We start from the raw sequence: 13851 nt of genomic DNA on the forward strand, positions 1-13851 counted from the left end.
CGGTGCGGATCTGCGTCTTCGGGGCAGGAGCCGTTGGCGGCAATCTGGCGGTTCGGCTGGCGCTGGCCGGAAACGAGGTTTCGCTCGTCGCACGCGGCGCTGCACTGGCCGCGATCAATGCCGACGGGCTGCAGGTACTGGCAGGCGACGACGTCCTCGAAGCGCGGCTCAGCGCGAGCGATGACCCGGCGAGCCTCGGCGCACAAGACGCCGTGATCGTGGCCGCCAAGGCCCATCAGCTGCCCGCGTTCGCTGCAACCGCGGCCCCCCTGCTGCATCGCGATACGTTGGTGGTGTTCGCCCAGAACGGCATTCCCTGGTGGTATCCGGCGGCAGGATTGCAGCCGCTGCTCGATCCCGATGGGGCTGTGGAACACGTGGTCGGCCGGGAACGGAGCACAGGCGCGGTGATCTATTCGGCCAACGCAAAGCTGGCCCCGAACATCATCCGCAACACCTCGCCCCAGCGCAACCGGCTGACGATCGGCGCCGTGGATCCAGGCTCGCAGGCCCGCGTTGCGCAGCTCAGACGGGTGCTGCGCGCCGCTGGCATCGAGTCGCCCGACACCGACGACCTGCGTGCCGCAATCTGGCAGAAACTGATCGGCAATGCGTCGGTCTCGGTGCTTTCGTTCCTGGATGAACGCACCTCGCGCGAGGTGTTCGACGATGCCTGGCTCGGCCCGGCGGGTGTGGCCATCGCCGAAGAGCTGGCGGCAGTCGCGCGCGCCGAAGGCCTCGCAATCGACGCCGCCAGGGCCGCCCCCGCGCCCGGGCACTTCAGTTCGATGCTGCAGGATTCGCGCGCCGGGCGACCGATCGAGGCAGCAGCCTTGCTGACCGCACCGCAGATGATTGCACGGCAGCACGGCATCGCGACACCATGCTTCGATCTGCTATGCGGGCTGGCATATGGCAAGGCCGCCCGCCTGCAGGCACAGGCTCGGGCAACGGCGGACCTTGGCTGATGGAGGTCAGGCGCGGCAATCCGCCCAGGGCGCTGCAAACCCAGGCGCCGGATGTCTCGACACCCCCGGGTGCCTCCGGTCTTCCGCCCGAGGTGCACTTCGCGCAGCTGCGCGCGCAGTGCCCGGTCGCGTTGCAGGCAGGAAGCGGCACCAATGGCGCAGGGCGGGCCGCATGGGTGCTAACGCGGTACGACGACATCGTCGCCGCTGCCAACGATCCCGAAACCTTCGGGCAATCGCAGCGCTTTGCGGGTGAACGCAGACCGCCGCTGGAATCGAACCCGCCCGAACACCGCATCTGGCGGCGGATGCTCCAGCCCTATTTCCTGCCCAAGGCGATCAACCAGATGGAGCCCTTCACTCGCGCGCTGGCGCGAGACCTGCTCGCGCCGATCCTGGCCACCGGCAGCGGCGATGCGGCACACGGCGTTGCGCGGCCCTTGCCGCCTCAGATCCTGTTGCGCTGGCTTGGCCAGCCTTCGGAGGATTGGGAGACGATCAAGCTCGCATGCGAACACGCCTATTTCCAGGGATCGCCCGATCCCGCCGAGCGCGCAGCCTTCGAGGAGGCAGAGGCGCTGCTCTGGCGTTATGCGCGCGACACCGTCGCTTCGCGGATCGAGCGGGGCACGCACGAGGCAGATGACGATCCGGTATCGGCGATGCTCGCCGCCATGCCGACCGAGCCCGCGGTCACCCGCCCGCTGATCGACGGCGTGGTGCGGCTCCTGCTGGCGGCGGGTCATGATTCGACGACCAGCGCGCTTGGCATGTGCATCGGCTTCGTCGCGGGAGACGGGGATCTGCAACAGAGCCTGCGCAGCGATCCCACCCGAATTCCCGCAGCGATCGAAGAGATGTTGCGGCTGCGCACCCCGGTGCTGCAGATGCCGCGCACGGTCATGGCGGACACAGTGGTCGGCGGGAGGGAGCTGGCAGCGGGCGACAGCGTGCTGCTGGCTTTTGCATCGGGCAATCGCGACGCGTCAGCCTTCGAAAATGCGGAATGCTTCGACATGGGCCGTCGCTCAGGCCAGCATATCGCCTTCGGCGTCGGCATTCACCGCTGCATCGGCAATATCCTGGCACGCCAGGAAATCCGCGTGGTGCTGGAAGAGCTTCTGGCGGCAACGCACAGCTTCAGGCCCGATGGGCAAATCAAGCACGAGTTCTGGCACCCTTATGGTCTGCGCCGGCTGCCGCTCAGCCTCGTTCCACGCTAGGGGTTGCGGGGATTGAGCTTGAGGTGATGGCCGCGGCTTATCCAGGCCCTGCATGGCTGAAGCCGGAGCGCCCCTGGGCGACTTGTGCAACGCCTGAATGCCCAAAGCCTATTCGCGGATGACAGCAGACATCTCGCCGGGCGGGCAACAGCGAGGCATCACGCTGGATCAACCGCCAATCATTTGGCCAGAAACCGGTGCGGCCACCTGCTATTCCACCACCAGATAGAACCGCGCCTTGCGCTTGGCCGGGTTGATGACGTGGATCAGGTGGCGCTGCGTGAACACCGGGACCCATTCGCAGATCGGCCGCGAGGCGGTGTGCTGGCAGACGGACTGCGACGTCCCGTCGACCACCTGCAGCCGCAGCTCCACTGCATCGGGCGATGACAGCGCGATCGAGGCCTTCTGGCCCGAGAGGAAGGTCTGTTCGATGCGGACGTCACCGCCCGCGCCGAGCATTCCGTGGCGATAGCCGGGGCCGAGCGCGCGTCCGCGCAGCGGCGGGGCCTGATCGGGGAGCCGCGCCTCCCACTGGGCGGTCGTCGCGGCGGTGGCATCATCCAGCGGCCGAGCGCCCATGCCCCGGATCATCGCGAGCGGCCTGGCAAGCGCGGTGTCGTTGCCGGCCTGGACGGCGGCGTCCGCGCTGGCCAGCGCATCGGCCAGCCGCGCGGCGCCCGATTGCGGTGCTGCAGCCGGGGGCCTGGCAAGTTCTGCGCTCGATGTGCCCGGGGCACAGGACGCCAGCGCAGACGCCAGCACACCTGCCATAAGGGGAATGCGCACGCGGATCATGCCGCCTCCTTGCTGAGCTGGAAACAGGCGCCTTGGGGACTGTCCATTAGTCCCAGCGTGAGGCCGTGCCGCTCGGCAATCGCGCGCGCCAGCGCCAGGCCCAGCCCGCTGCCCGGCTGGCGCTGGTCGACATTGCCGCTGCGATAAAAGGCCTCGAAAATCCGCGCACGATCGGCCTCGGGAATTCCGGGGCCGTCGTCCGCGATCGTCAGCACGGGACCTGTGGCGAGCGACACCGTCACGCTGCCGCCTGCGGGCACATATTTGAAGGCATTGTCCAGCAGATTGGTCACCAGTCGCCCCAGATGCGCTTCCTCGCCCTCGATGAACACGTCCGGCGCGATATCCCACGCAAAGCGGTGTCCCGATTCCTCCGAGCTGTCGGCATAAAGCTCGCAGATGCCGCGCAGCATGGCCGACAGATCGATGCGCTTCAACCCGGTCCGGTCGCCGCGCCGCGCCTTGCTTGCGGCGATATCCAGCAAGGATTCGAGCGTGCCGACCAAATGGCGGATGTCGCCGCGCGCCGCAACCAGCGCCTGCGCCGTGGCCGGATCGGGCTGACCCTCGAGCAGCTTGGCAAGCCGCCGGTCAAGATGCATCACCGGGGTGCGGATTTCATGCGCGACCTGATCGGAGGTATCGCGATAGGCTTCCATCAGATCGCGCATCCGCGCGAGCGAGGCAGCGCTGTGGCCGGCAAGCTCGTCGATCTCGTCGCCCCTGTTGTGATTGGCCACCTTGCCATCGACCAGTGCGCCGTCAGCCGCCGCGCCATCGGCCAGACTGCGGAGCGGCTTGCCATCGAGGCTGCGAAACGCGCGGTTGATCGCTTCGACACGGTGCTTGAGATTGCCCCCGGCGCTGCGCCCGAACAGCCCGATGACCAGCGCAAACACCAGACCCCCGCCCAGGAATACCAACGCGATGCGGCCCAGCAGCGGCTGGCCATCGCCCGCCTCCTGCGCGACCACCAGCTTCAGGTCGGGGCCTAGCTGCGTCGCGCGGGCATAGACATGGGTGGCGTTGCCGATGCGGATGAAGCCACTTTCCGACACGCGCGCATCGAGAGCAGGCCAGGCGGCGATGTCGCCTGCAATCCGCGCGCCCTTTGCATCGGCCAGCAGATAGTGCGGCAGGCTGCCATCGGCGGGGCGGATCATCAGCCGGTCGCCGATGCGCCGCGCCAGCTCGTCGCGCCCGCCGCTGGCATGGATATCGACAAGCCCCGCCAGATCGACATCGACCGCCTCGCGCGCGGATGCCTCGAGCGTCGCGCGGATGGTCTGGTCGGTCACCAGCCACAGTCCTGCGACTAGGACCCCCGAAAGGGCAATGGCCATCACCACGATGCGGGTGAAAATGGAACGGCGGGCAGCGCGGGTCATCGGCCGTCGAGCAGCCTGTAGCCCGAACCCCAGATCGTCTCCAGCGCAGGGGTGGCAAAGCCGTCCTCGAGCTTGCGCCGCAGCCGCCCGATATTGACATCGACCACATTGGTCTGCGGGTCGAACGCAATGTTCCACACATCGCGCAGCAGCATCTCGCGGGTGACGATCTCGCCGGCATTGTCCATGAAATAGCGAAACAGTTCGAACTCGCGCGGGCTGAGCGCGAGGTGCCGGTTCTGGCGAAAGGCGGTACGCGCCTTAACATGGCATTCGAACGCACCGTACAGGATCACCGCGCTGTGCTCCTGCCCCGACGCCCGCCGGTGCAGCGCGCGGATCCGCGCCATCAGCTCCATCGCCTCGAACGGCTTGGCCAGATAATCATCCGCGCCCGCTTCCAGCCCTTCGGAGCGGTCGCTGGTGCGGCCCAAAGCCGAGAGCATCAGCACCGGCGTGCCCACGCCGCTTTCGCGCAGCCGCCGCAGGATGGTGAGACCGTCAAGATCGCCCAGCATCCGGTCGAGAATGATGACATCGAACTTTTCCAGACCGGCGCGCAGCAGACCGCCCGCACCGCTGTCTTCCCACACCAGCTGATCGCCGTTCTCGCGGGCCAGCTGGCGCACCTCGGCGGCGGCGCGCTGATCGTCCTCAACATACAGGATCTTCATCATGTGCGTTACACCTGTCCTGCCCCAGCCCTGCCCAGTCCTGCCCGCAGGCCAACCGGCGATCCGGGTTTATGGCCCATGAACCGCGCATCGGGCAACCACGGCCTTGATCCGATCGTCCGGGCTTGAGCGCTTCCTTCTAGCAAGCCTGGCACAATAAGCTTGTTACAAATCCCGTTAGGGCGCGCGCGAACCGTACTGGGCCGGTTGGCCGAATCCCCGCGACCGCGCCTGGTTGAACGGCCAAGCCTTTCGGATTTGCAGGCGAAAGCGTGAAATTTTCGGATAGGTCGGGTCTCTAACGGATTTTGTCATCTTTCGTTCAATGCTTGTAACGCGCAAGAATCGCAGCCACCGCCTAACCTGCCTTCATCAAGCAACGCTCTGCAGGAGGCACCTCATGAAAGCCCGCACACAGTTCGCATCGGCATTGTCTGCCGCCGCTTTCGCAGCCCTGGCAGTTGCACCGGCGCACGCGGGCAAGCCGCCCGCAGAGGTCGAGGTCACCAAGTGCGCGACGCCCCATGGCTCGATCGCGATCACCGATGGCGACACGCAGGGCTGGGCCAAGATGGGCCTGTCCAGCCCGCGCGGCATGCTGGGCGCGATCGTGCAGCAATCGGGCTGCTTCACGCTGCATACCGGCGCCGAGGGCAAGCCTGCAGACTATCTGATGTCCGCGGTGGCAGGGTCGCAGGAAGAGATCGACCGCACGATGGACGCCGCCAAGGGCGCGCTGACCACCGGGCTGGTGCATTCGGGCGCAGCCGGCGCGATCCTCTCAAGAGTGCCGTTCGGCGGCGCGATGTTCGGGATGCTGGGAGGTCTGGGCGGCAAGAAGAAGACGGTTACCGCCGGGCTTCGTCTCGTCAATCCGGCCAACGGACAGACGCTGCTGTCGGGCAGCGGCCAGAGCCAGAAATCGACCATCAGCGTGCTCAGCAGCACCGACTGGGTCGCGGCCAGCCAGGGGCAGCTCGGTCAGTATGGATCGTCGGCGGATGGCAAGATGCTGACCAGCGCGTTTATCGAGGCGTACAATACGCTGGCATCGCAGGCAGGCGCATTGGCACCCGTGCAACCTGCCGCGCCAGCCGCAGCCGAGACGGCGAAATATATCGTCGCGGTGGACACAAAGATGCGCGCCACCGCAGCGGCGGAAGCACCCGAGGTCCGCGCGCTCAGGGCAGAGACCGCGCTGATCCCGACCGGTCAGAAGGAAGGGCTTTTCGTCGAGGTGACAGACACCTACGGCACCAAGGGATGGGTTTCGGTGGAGGACCTGCGTTAGATTGCGACCCGAGCGCAAGCTTTCCACCGTCAGGAGGGCGCCATCCGCAAGGTTGGCGCCCTTTCCTGTTTGCAGCAGGTCAGTGCGAGGCGACTGCGTCCCGGCTCAGGACCGGTGCAGCCTAGCTAAAGCGGCAACCCGACATAATTCTCGGCGATTGCGGTCTGCATCGCGGGCGAGTTGGCGAGATAATCGAGCTCGGCGATCTGCATGCGGCGCTCGAAGGCGCCCTGCTCGGGAAAGCTGTGCATCAGCTTGGTGAGCGACCAGCTGAAGCGCTCCGATTTCCAGATCCGCGCCAGGGCGCGGCGCTCGTAGCCGAGCAGCCCGGCTTCATCGCGCTGGCGATAATGGCCGATCAGCGCGTCGGACAGATAGATGACATCGGATGCGGCAAGGTTCAGGCCCTTGGCGCCGGTCGGCGGCACGATATGTGCCGCGTCACCGGCGAGAAACAGCCGTCCATGGCGCATCGTCTCGAAAACATAGGAGCGCAATGGAGCGATCGACATCTCCAGCGCCGGGCCGCGCGTGACGCCGTGCTGCGAAATGCCGTTGAAGCGGCCTTCGAGCTCGTCCCACAGCCGGCCCTCCGACCAATTGTCGATGCTCTCGCCCTGCGGCACCTGGATGTAATAGCGGCTGCGCGTCGGCGATCGCATCGATGCGAGGGCGAAGCCGCGCGGGCCATTGGCGTAGATCAGTTCGTCATGACAGGGCGGCACATCGGCGAGGATACCCAGCCAGCCGAACGGATATTCATGGGTGTACTCGCGCACCACGTCTGCAGGAATGGCGCGGCGTGAAGGGCCGTGGAAACCGTCGCATCCGGCGATGAAATCGCATGCGAGCGTGTGCGCGACGCCATCTGCGACATAGCTCACGCTGGGATGATCGCTGTCGACATCGTGCAGCGCCAGATCGGCCGCCTCGAACACGATGTTCAGCCCGCGCTCGGGGGCTGCGTTGATCAGGTCACGGGTAAGCTCGGTCTGGCCATAGACCACCACGTTGCGCCCGGTCAGCGCCTTGATGTCGATCCGCACCAGCATGTCGCCATCGGCGAGGTTGAAGCCGTCCTCGACCAGCCCTTCGGCATCCATCCGCGCCCCCAGCCCCAGCCGGTGCATGATGTCGGTGGTCACCGTCTCGAGCACCCCTGCGCGGATGCGGCTTTCGACATGCGCGCGGGTCTGGCGTTCCAGCACCACGCAGTCGATGCCCTCGGCCTTGAGCAGATGGCCCAGCATCAGCCCGGCGGGACCGGAGCCGATGATCGCGACCTGGGTCCGCTGGGCCGTCATGCGCCGAGCTGCCGTTCGAGATCGCCGAGCACCCGATAGCAATCGAGCACTTGAGCCACCGAGCAGTTGGGCTCGCGTCCTTCGCGGATCGCGGCGATGAACTCTCGGTCCTGCAGTTCGATGCCGTTCATCGATACCGCGACCTTGGAGACATCGATCGGCTCTTCCTTGCCGTTCACCAGATCGTCGTAGCGCGCGATATAGGTCGCGGTGTCGCCGATATAGCGGAAGAAGGTGCCCAGCGGGCCTTCGTTGTTGAAGCTCAGCGACAGCGTGCAGATCGCGCCGCTCTCGCTCTTGAGCTGGATCGACATGTCCATCGCGATGCCGAGCTCGGGATGGATCGGGCCCTGCAGCATGTTCGCCTGAACAATGCGACCCGCCTGATAGGCGAACAGGTCGACGGTATGCGCGGCATGGTGCCACAATAGATGGTCGGTCCAGCTGCGCGGCTCGCCCTTGGCGTTGATGTTGCGGCGGCGGAAGAAATAGGTCTGCACATCCATCTGCTGGATGTTGAGCTTGCCGCTCGTGATCTCGTTGTGAACGTATTGGTGGCTGGGGTTGAAGCGACGGGTGTGGCCGACCATGCAGACAAGGCCGGTGTCCCGCTGCTTGTCGACCACCGCCTGCGCATCGGCCCAGCTGTCCGCCAGCGGGATTTCGACCTGCACATGCTTGCCCGCGTTCATGCAGGCGATGGCCTGTGCAGCATGCATCTGCGTCGGCGTGCACAAGATGACGGCATCGACGTCATCGCGCGCCAGCGCTTCATCCAGGTCGGTCGTGGCATGCACCGCGCCGTATTTTTCGGCGACGGCTTGCGCCTGCTCCAGCCTGCGGCTGACGATCGAGACGATCTCCACCCCGTCTATCAGCTTCAATCCGTCGAGATGCTTTTCACCAAAGGCACCTGCGCCTGCGAGGGCAATTCTCATGTCTGTGGCTCCAATACCAGATGGCCGATGGCGGTGTTGCTGCACGGGATGTGGTAATGGCGGTGCAGCGTCTTCACGCTCTTGCCGAGTGCGCCGCGCATGATCAGCCACATCACCATCTCGATGCCCTCGCTGCCGGTCTCGCGCAGATATTCGATGTGCGGAATGTGCCGCACCGCGTCGTCATCCGACTCGAGCATGTCGAGGAAGCGGTTGTCCCATTCGCGGTTGAGCAGGCCTGCGCGCGGTCCCTGCAGCTGATGGCTCATCCCGCCGGTTCCCCAGATCTGCACGTTGAGATCCTCCGGGAAGCTGGCGACTGCGCGCGCGATCGCCTCGCCCAGCGCCCAGCAGCGGTTGCCCGACGGCGGCGGATAGGTGACGACATTGACCGCCAGCGGGATCACCGTGGTCGGCCAAACCTCGCACTTGCCGAACATCATGCTCAGCGGCACGGTCAGGCCATGGTCGACGTCCATCTCGTTGATGATCGTCATGTCGAATTCGTCGAGGATCAGGCTTTGGGCGATATGCCAGGCGAGGTCCGGATGGCCGATGACATCGGGAACCGGACGCGGTCCCCAGCCCTCGTCCGCCGGCTTGTAGCGCTCGCCGCACCCGATCGCGAAGGTCGGGATGATCTTCATGTCGAACGCGGAGGCATGGTCGTTGTAGATCAGGATAACGACATCGGGCTGCTGCGCCTTCTCCCACTCCCGCGTCCAGTCATAGCCTGCGAAGATCGGACCGAAATAGTCGTCGCGCTCCTTGCCCTGGTCGTGCGCCACGCCCAGCAAAGGAACATGGCTGCTGGCCACGCCTGCGGTAATCCGGGCCATCAGCGCTTCTCCCTGATCGACCGCAGGCCTTCGGGCGAGCGGCCGCCATCTATCATCATCTGGCGGTATTCTGGCCAGCTCATGTCGGTCATCGTGCTCACCGCCTCGGCAAAGGCGATGCCGTCGGTGGAGAACAGCTTGGAGAGGAAGTAGATGTTGCCTCCCAGATCGATCATCGCGTTGTAATCGCGCGCCATAACCGCAAGCTTGGCCTCTTCCGGTATCGCCCATTCGTCGAGATAGGCGCGCTCGTCGGCCTTGAACCGCGCGCGGCTGTCAGCATCCATCAGGCTCATCGCGAACTGGTTGAGGTGATATCCCTGCCGTGCGCGCGCCGCGGTGAACACGCGGGTGCCCGGAATGTCCTCGAGCTCGGCGAGATAGGCGTGGATGTCGGTAGGGTGGCTCACAGGCCGCGCTCCTTCAATTGCGCATCCAGCCTGGGAAAGACGCGGCGGGCATTGCCCTCGAAGATCATGTGCCGCTCGGCCTCGCCGATATCGAGCGCATCGACATAGCGCTTGGTGTCGTCGAAATAATGCCCGGTGGTGGGGTCGATGCCGCGCACCGCGCCCACCATCTCGCTGCCGAACAGGATGTTCTTGTTGTCGATGACATCGGCAAGCAGATCGATCCCCGGCTGATGATAGACGCAGGTATCGAAGAAGATGTTGTTCATCAGATGCGTGTCGAGCGCGGGCTTTTTCAGCATGTCGGCAAGGCCGCGATAGCGCCCCCAGTGATAGGGCACTGCGCCGCCGCCATGCGGGATGATGAAGCGCAGCGTGGGGAAATCGGCGAACAGGTCGCCTTCCAGCAGCTGCATGAACGCGATCGTGTCCGCCGCGATATAATAGCCGCCGGTGGCGTGCATCGCCGGGTTGCAGCTGCCCGAGACGTGGATCATCGCGGGCACATCGAGTTCGACCATCTTTTCGTAGAACGGATACCAGAAGCGATCGGTCAGCGGCGGATGCTCGAACCGCCCGCCACCCGGATCGGGGTTGAGGTTGCAGCCGATAAAGCCCAGTTCGGTGACGCAGCGTTCGAGCTCTTCGATCGAGCCCTGCATATCCGCCTTGGGGCTTTGCGGCAGCATGCACACGCCTGCGAACACGCCCGGGAACAGGCCGACCACGCGTGCGATCAGATCGTTGCAGCGCCGCGCCCATTCGCGCGCCACGCCCTCGTCGCCGACATGCGGTGCCATCGCGGAGGCGCGGGGGCTGAAGATCGTGAGATCCGCACCGCGTTCCTTGATCAGCCGCAGCTGGTTGGCCTCAATCGTCTCGCGGATTTCGTCGTCCGAGATTTCGGGATAGGGCGGGCAGATCGCCCCCGCCTTGAACGCGGCCTTCTGCTCCTCGCGCCAGGCGTCGTGCGCCTTGGGGAGGACCGTGTAATGGCCGTGGCAGTCGATGATCATGGTCATGCGGGGGCTTTCTGTCCGGCAGCGGTGATGGCATGCAGTTTTGCGCCCAGGCCTTCGGGCGGCGTGATCGCCAACACGCCCAGGTCCCGCTGGCGGGCGATGGTGCCGCGGGTCATCACAGGGTCGACGCCAAGGTCTTCCAGCGTCACCGCGACCTCTTCCATCTCGGCCGCGCGGCGCAGGCCGTGCGCCATCATCCGGTCGAGGTTGTAATCGAAACGCTCGCCCCAGGATTGCGCCTTCCAGCTCGCGTCGAGCGAGGCGATCACTGCATCGGTCACCCCCGCGCGGTCTGCGGCCAGCGCGCATTCGGCGCTCAGCGCCTCCAATCCCTTGACCATCACCGATCGGATCATCTTGATCGCCGACGCATCGCCGATTGCACGTCCGGCGACGGCGGTGTTGGCAAAGCCGAGCAGCGTCAGGGCCTCAAGCGCAGCCTGAGCATGGGCACCGGATACCAATAGCGACACATTTTTGCGCGCGGGCAGCACCGGCGCCATCACCGCGACATCGGCATAGCGTCCGCCTGAAGCCTCGATCACCTGAGCTGCATGGCGCTTGGTGCCCGGCGCGACGCTGTTCATGTCGAGCCACAAGGCACCCGCACCAAGCAGCGGGGCACAATCGAGCGCCGCTGCCAGCGCCTGGTCTGCAGTCACCAATGACAGCACCACCTGCGCACCCGACAGGGCGCTCGCGGCATCGTCCACGCCTTCGACACCGGCAGCGTCATAGGCAGCGAGCATCGCGCCGCGTTCGCGTTCGCGCTCGTGCAGCGTCTTGCGGTCGAACGCCCGCGCGCCCGCCGTGGCAAAGGCGCGGCCCGCTTCTCCAAAGCCGATAAAGGTGGTCGCTGGCATCATGGCGTGGCCCTAGGCCAGCGAGCCTTGCTCTCACCAATCCAATTGCTGGGCCCCCTATTGGTTTTCGTGAAGTCTTGTCTCGATGGACGCCTGATGCAGCAGATCGACCAGCCGCTGCTGCGCGCGCGTGGGCCGCCAGCCGCGGCGGGTACTGATGCCGATCGTGCGCACGCTGCCGGGCAGGTCGAGATCGATCCGCACCAGCATCGCGGTGTCGAGCTCCACCGCGATCTGGTCGGGGGACAGCAGGGTCAGCAGGTCGCTCTGCATCACCAGCCCGCGGATGACCATCACCGACCCGCATTCGACCGGAACCGGGGGAGGATCGCCTGCAAACAGCGCCTCCCAGTGCGCGCGCAGCGGCGTTCCCTGCGGGCCCACGACCCAGGACTGGCCGCGCAGCTGATCCAGCGTCACCCGGCGTCCGGCCAGCGGATGATCCTTGCGCGCGAAGATCGCCAGCCGGTCGGTGAACAGCGCAACCTGATCGATCTGCGGCGGCGGGTTCTCGCGCAGCGCACCGACCATCACGTCGATGATGCCGTCGAGCAGCGGATCGATCAGTTCGCGCCACGATCCTTCGACGACGTCGATCACCGTGCCGGGGCTTTCGCGCAGGAAATGCGCGATGGCACGCGGGACCACCAAAGCGCGGCTGAGCGGCATCGCACCGATTGCGATCCGCCCGCCGACCTCGGGATCACCGCGTGCCTCGTCCATTCCCGCCGCCAGCTCGCCCGCCGCCAGCCGGACCCCGCGCGCCAGCGATCGCCCGGCGGGTGTCAGCACCATGCCGCGCCCGCGTCGCTCGGCCAGCGCTGTCCCGCACACCTGCTCGAGCTCGCGCACCGCGCGGTGGATGCCGGGTTGCGACAGACCGCTCGCGGCGGCGGCACCGGCAAAGCCCTGCGCGTCGGAAAAATGCAGAAAGGCTTCGAGCTGGGTCGCGGTCATGAGCTGTTCGGGCCGGGAAAAGCCGCGCGCGCCGGTGCGCCCTGGCCGCCGGGTCGCGGATGCCAGATGCGCAAACGCCCGTTCTGCCCGTTCAGCCAGCGCAAGGCCCGCGGCGGTAGGGGTGACGCCGCCCGAATGCCGGTCGAACAACAGCACGCCGATCTGCTTTTCAAGCTTGCCAAGGCCCTGCGTCAGCGCGGGTTGCGACAGGCCTGCGGCCTCTGCCGCGCGGTTGAGACTGCGCAGCGCCACCACGTTGCCGAGTGCACGCAGATGGCGCAGGTTGAGATCGAACGGCTTGAGCATGAACACCAGACATAGCAAAAACCTATTGGCTGTCCACAAGTTGGATTGGCGTTCGGCGGGATCATGGGAGCACGGGGAAGCTCCAAGGGAGTGTTGCGCATGAATGTGGTGGTGCAGAATATCGAACGGACCGCTCTCGACATTGTCGATGGCCTGGGGGCTGCGGGTGTCGCAACCGTTCACGAGGCGCAGGGCCGCATCGGCCTGCTCGCGCACCATATGCGCCCGATCTACGCAGGCGCACGCATCGCGGGCAATGCTGTGACGATCTCAGCGGCTCCCGGCGACAACTGGATGATCCATGTCGCGATCGAGCAGCTGCAGCCCGGCGATGTCCTTGTGCTGGCGCCGACCAGCCCGTGCGTCGACGGCTATTTCGGCGACCTGCTGGCGACCAGCGCGATGGCGCGCGGATGCCGGGGGCTGGTGATCGATGCCGGGGTGCGCGATGTGCGCGACCTCACCCAGATGGGCTTTCCGGTCTGGTCCAAGGCGGTGTTCGCCCAAGGGACGGTCAAGAACACGCTGGGCAGCGTCAACGTGCCGATCGTCTGTGCGGGCGTGGCGATCCAGCCGGGTGACGTGATCGTCGCCGATGACGATGGCGTGTGCGTCGTCAAGCGGGCGGACGCAGCGGCGGTGCTGGCCAAGGCGCAGGCGCGCGAGGCCGCCGAGGAAGCCAAGCGCCAGCGGCTGGCGGCTGGCGAACTCGGGCTCGACATCTACGACATGCGCCCGCGGCTCGCCGAGATGGGGCTGAAGTATGTCTGAGGGCAAAGTTGCCCTCTCCCATTGGGAGAGGGAAGGGGCCCGCGAGGCGCAGCCGAGTGGGAAGGGTGAGGGCGACGCCCTCCCGGCCACCCCCCCCCC

14 protein-coding genes are annotated in these 13851 nt (G+C 66.1%); 4 read left to right on the forward strand and 10 right to left on the reverse strand.

Translation table 11 applies throughout. From position 1 onward, the window contains the following. Positions 1 to 2: 2 nt before the first annotated feature. Both IP68_RS03945 and IP68_RS03950 read left to right on the forward strand, forming a co-directional pair. Positions 3 to 968: a ketopantoate reductase family protein gene (locus IP68_RS03945; RefSeq protein WP_054133637.1), complete on the forward strand. Its 966-nt coding sequence runs from the start codon at positions 3 to 5 to the stop codon at positions 966 to 968. Beyond that, complete coding sequence (locus IP68_RS03950) at positions 968 to 2191, forward strand: cytochrome P450 (protein ID WP_054133638.1); 1224 nt, start codon at positions 968 to 970, stop codon at positions 2189 to 2191. The genes IP68_RS03945 and IP68_RS03950 overlap by 1 nt, the downstream gene beginning before the upstream one ends. A 210-nt stretch (positions 2192 to 2401) precedes the next feature. Here the strand turns inward: IP68_RS03950 and IP68_RS03955 are convergent, their stop codons facing one another. Genes IP68_RS03955 through IP68_RS03965 form a run of 3 tightly spaced genes read right to left on the reverse strand, consistent with a single transcriptional unit; the run spans position 2402 to position 5054 of the window. Then, the gene (locus tag IP68_RS03955; protein WP_156317928.1) at positions 2402 to 2989 is read right to left on the reverse strand and encodes a hypothetical protein; all 588 of its coding nucleotides are present in this window, start codon (positions 2987 to 2989) and stop codon (positions 2402 to 2404) included. Beyond that, positions 2986 to 4377: a HAMP domain-containing sensor histidine kinase gene (locus tag IP68_RS03960; protein WP_054133640.1), complete on the reverse strand. Its 1392-nt coding sequence runs from the start codon at positions 4375 to 4377 to the stop codon at positions 2986 to 2988. Before IP68_RS03960 ends, IP68_RS03955 begins: the two co-directional genes overlap by 4 nt. Beyond that, entirely contained in the window at positions 4374 to 5054 is a 681-nt protein-coding gene (locus IP68_RS03965; protein WP_054133641.1) for a response regulator transcription factor, read from the reverse strand. The genes IP68_RS03960 and IP68_RS03965 overlap by 4 nt, the downstream gene beginning before the upstream one ends. A 397-nt stretch (positions 5055 to 5451) precedes the next feature. On the opposite strand from IP68_RS03965, the gene IP68_RS03970 reads away from it, so the two are divergent. After that, positions 5452 to 6342, forward strand: a complete 891-nt coding sequence (locus IP68_RS03970) for an SH3 domain-containing protein (protein WP_054133642.1) — start codon at positions 5452 to 5454, stop codon at positions 6340 to 6342. Positions 6343 to 6467: 125 nt separating this feature from the next. On the opposite strand, the gene pobA is transcribed toward IP68_RS03970, so the two are convergent. The 7 genes from pobA to IP68_RS04005 are packed head-to-tail and all read right to left on the reverse strand — an operon-like array spanning position 6468 to position 12981. Beyond that, the gene (gene pobA, locus IP68_RS03975; RefSeq protein WP_054133643.1) at positions 6468 to 7646 is read right to left on the reverse strand and encodes a 4-hydroxybenzoate 3-monooxygenase; all 1179 of its coding nucleotides are present in this window, start codon (positions 7644 to 7646) and stop codon (positions 6468 to 6470) included. Next, complete coding sequence (locus IP68_RS03980) at positions 7643 to 8584, reverse strand: Gfo/Idh/MocA family oxidoreductase (protein ID WP_054133644.1); 942 nt, start codon at positions 8582 to 8584, stop codon at positions 7643 to 7645. Before IP68_RS03980 ends, pobA begins: the two co-directional genes overlap by 4 nt. Next, a complete protein-coding gene (locus IP68_RS03985; protein ID WP_054133645.1) occupies positions 8581 to 9423 on the reverse strand; it encodes a class III extradiol dioxygenase subunit beta in 843 nt (280 codons plus the stop codon). Before IP68_RS03985 ends, IP68_RS03980 begins: the two co-directional genes overlap by 4 nt. Then, positions 9423 to 9833, reverse strand: a complete 411-nt coding sequence (ligA, locus tag IP68_RS03990) for a protocatechuate 4,5-dioxygenase subunit alpha (protein WP_054133646.1) — start codon at positions 9831 to 9833, stop codon at positions 9423 to 9425. Before ligA ends, IP68_RS03985 begins: the two co-directional genes overlap by 1 nt. After that, positions 9830 to 10855: an amidohydrolase family protein gene (locus IP68_RS03995; protein ID WP_054133647.1), complete on the reverse strand. Its 1026-nt coding sequence runs from the start codon at positions 10853 to 10855 to the stop codon at positions 9830 to 9832. Before IP68_RS03995 ends, ligA begins: the two co-directional genes overlap by 4 nt. Next, positions 10852 to 11721 carry an NAD(P)-dependent oxidoreductase gene (locus IP68_RS04000; RefSeq protein ID WP_054133648.1) on the reverse strand — a complete coding sequence of 290 codons (870 nt, stop codon included), beginning with the start codon at positions 11719 to 11721 and terminating at the stop codon, positions 10852 to 10854. Before IP68_RS04000 ends, IP68_RS03995 begins: the two co-directional genes overlap by 4 nt. A gap of 54 nt (positions 11722 to 11775) precedes the next feature. Further along, a complete protein-coding gene (locus IP68_RS04005) occupies positions 11776 to 12981 on the reverse strand; it encodes a LysR family transcriptional regulator (protein WP_054133649.1) in 1206 nt (401 codons plus the stop codon). A gap of 99 nt (positions 12982 to 13080) precedes the next feature. Between IP68_RS04005 and IP68_RS04010 the strand changes: the two genes are divergently transcribed. Continuing rightward, on the forward strand, positions 13081 to 13752 hold the full coding sequence (locus IP68_RS04010) for a 4-carboxy-4-hydroxy-2-oxoadipate aldolase/oxaloacetate decarboxylase (protein ID WP_054133650.1): 672 nt from the start codon (positions 13081 to 13083) through the stop codon (positions 13750 to 13752). The last annotated feature ends 99 nt before the right edge of the window (positions 13753 to 13851 follow it).

The sequence above is a fragment of the Blastomonas sp. AAP25 genome (genome assembly GCF_001295965.1).
Taxonomy (GTDB): Bacteria; Pseudomonadota; Alphaproteobacteria; order Sphingomonadales; family Sphingomonadaceae; genus Blastomonas; species Blastomonas fulva.

Bases quoted from the DNA above. Each gene is read 5' to 3' on its own strand.
- IP68_RS03985 (WP_054133645.1), bottom strand. From the start codon at position 9,423: ATGGCCCGGATTACCGCAGGCGTGGCCAGCAGCCATGTTCCTTTGCTG.
- IP68_RS03950 (WP_054133638.1), top strand. From the start codon at position 968: ATGGAGGTCAGGCGCGGCAATCCGCCCAGGGCGCTGCAAACCCAGGCG.
- pobA (WP_054133643.1), bottom strand. From the start codon at position 7,646: ATGACGGCCCAGCGGACCCAGGTCGCGATCATCGGCTCCGGTCCCGCC.
- IP68_RS03995 (WP_054133647.1), bottom strand. From the start codon at position 10,855: ATGACCATGATCATCGACTGCCACGGCCATTACACGGTCCTCCCCAAG.
- IP68_RS04000 (WP_054133648.1), bottom strand. From the start codon at position 11,721: ATGATGCCAGCGACCACCTTTATCGGCTTTGGAGAAGCGGGCCGCGCC.
- IP68_RS03965 (WP_054133641.1), bottom strand. From the start codon at position 5,054: ATGATGAAGATCCTGTATGTTGAGGACGATCAGCGCGCCGCCGCCGAG.
- IP68_RS03960 (WP_054133640.1), bottom strand. From the start codon at position 4,377: ATGACCCGCGCTGCCCGCCGTTCCATTTTCACCCGCATCGTGGTGATG.
- IP68_RS03970 (WP_054133642.1), top strand. From the start codon at position 5,452: ATGAAAGCCCGCACACAGTTCGCATCGGCATTGTCTGCCGCCGCTTTC.
- IP68_RS03980 (WP_054133644.1), bottom strand. From the start codon at position 8,584: ATGAGAATTGCCCTCGCAGGCGCAGGTGCCTTTGGTGAAAAGCATCTC.
- IP68_RS04005 (WP_054133649.1), bottom strand. From the start codon at position 12,981: ATGCTCAAGCCGTTCGATCTCAACCTGCGCCATCTGCGTGCACTCGGC.
- IP68_RS03955 (WP_156317928.1), bottom strand. From the start codon at position 2,989: ATGATCCGCGTGCGCATTCCCCTTATGGCAGGTGTGCTGGCGTCTGCG.
- IP68_RS04010 (WP_054133650.1), top strand. From the start codon at position 13,081: ATGAATGTGGTGGTGCAGAATATCGAACGGACCGCTCTCGACATTGTC.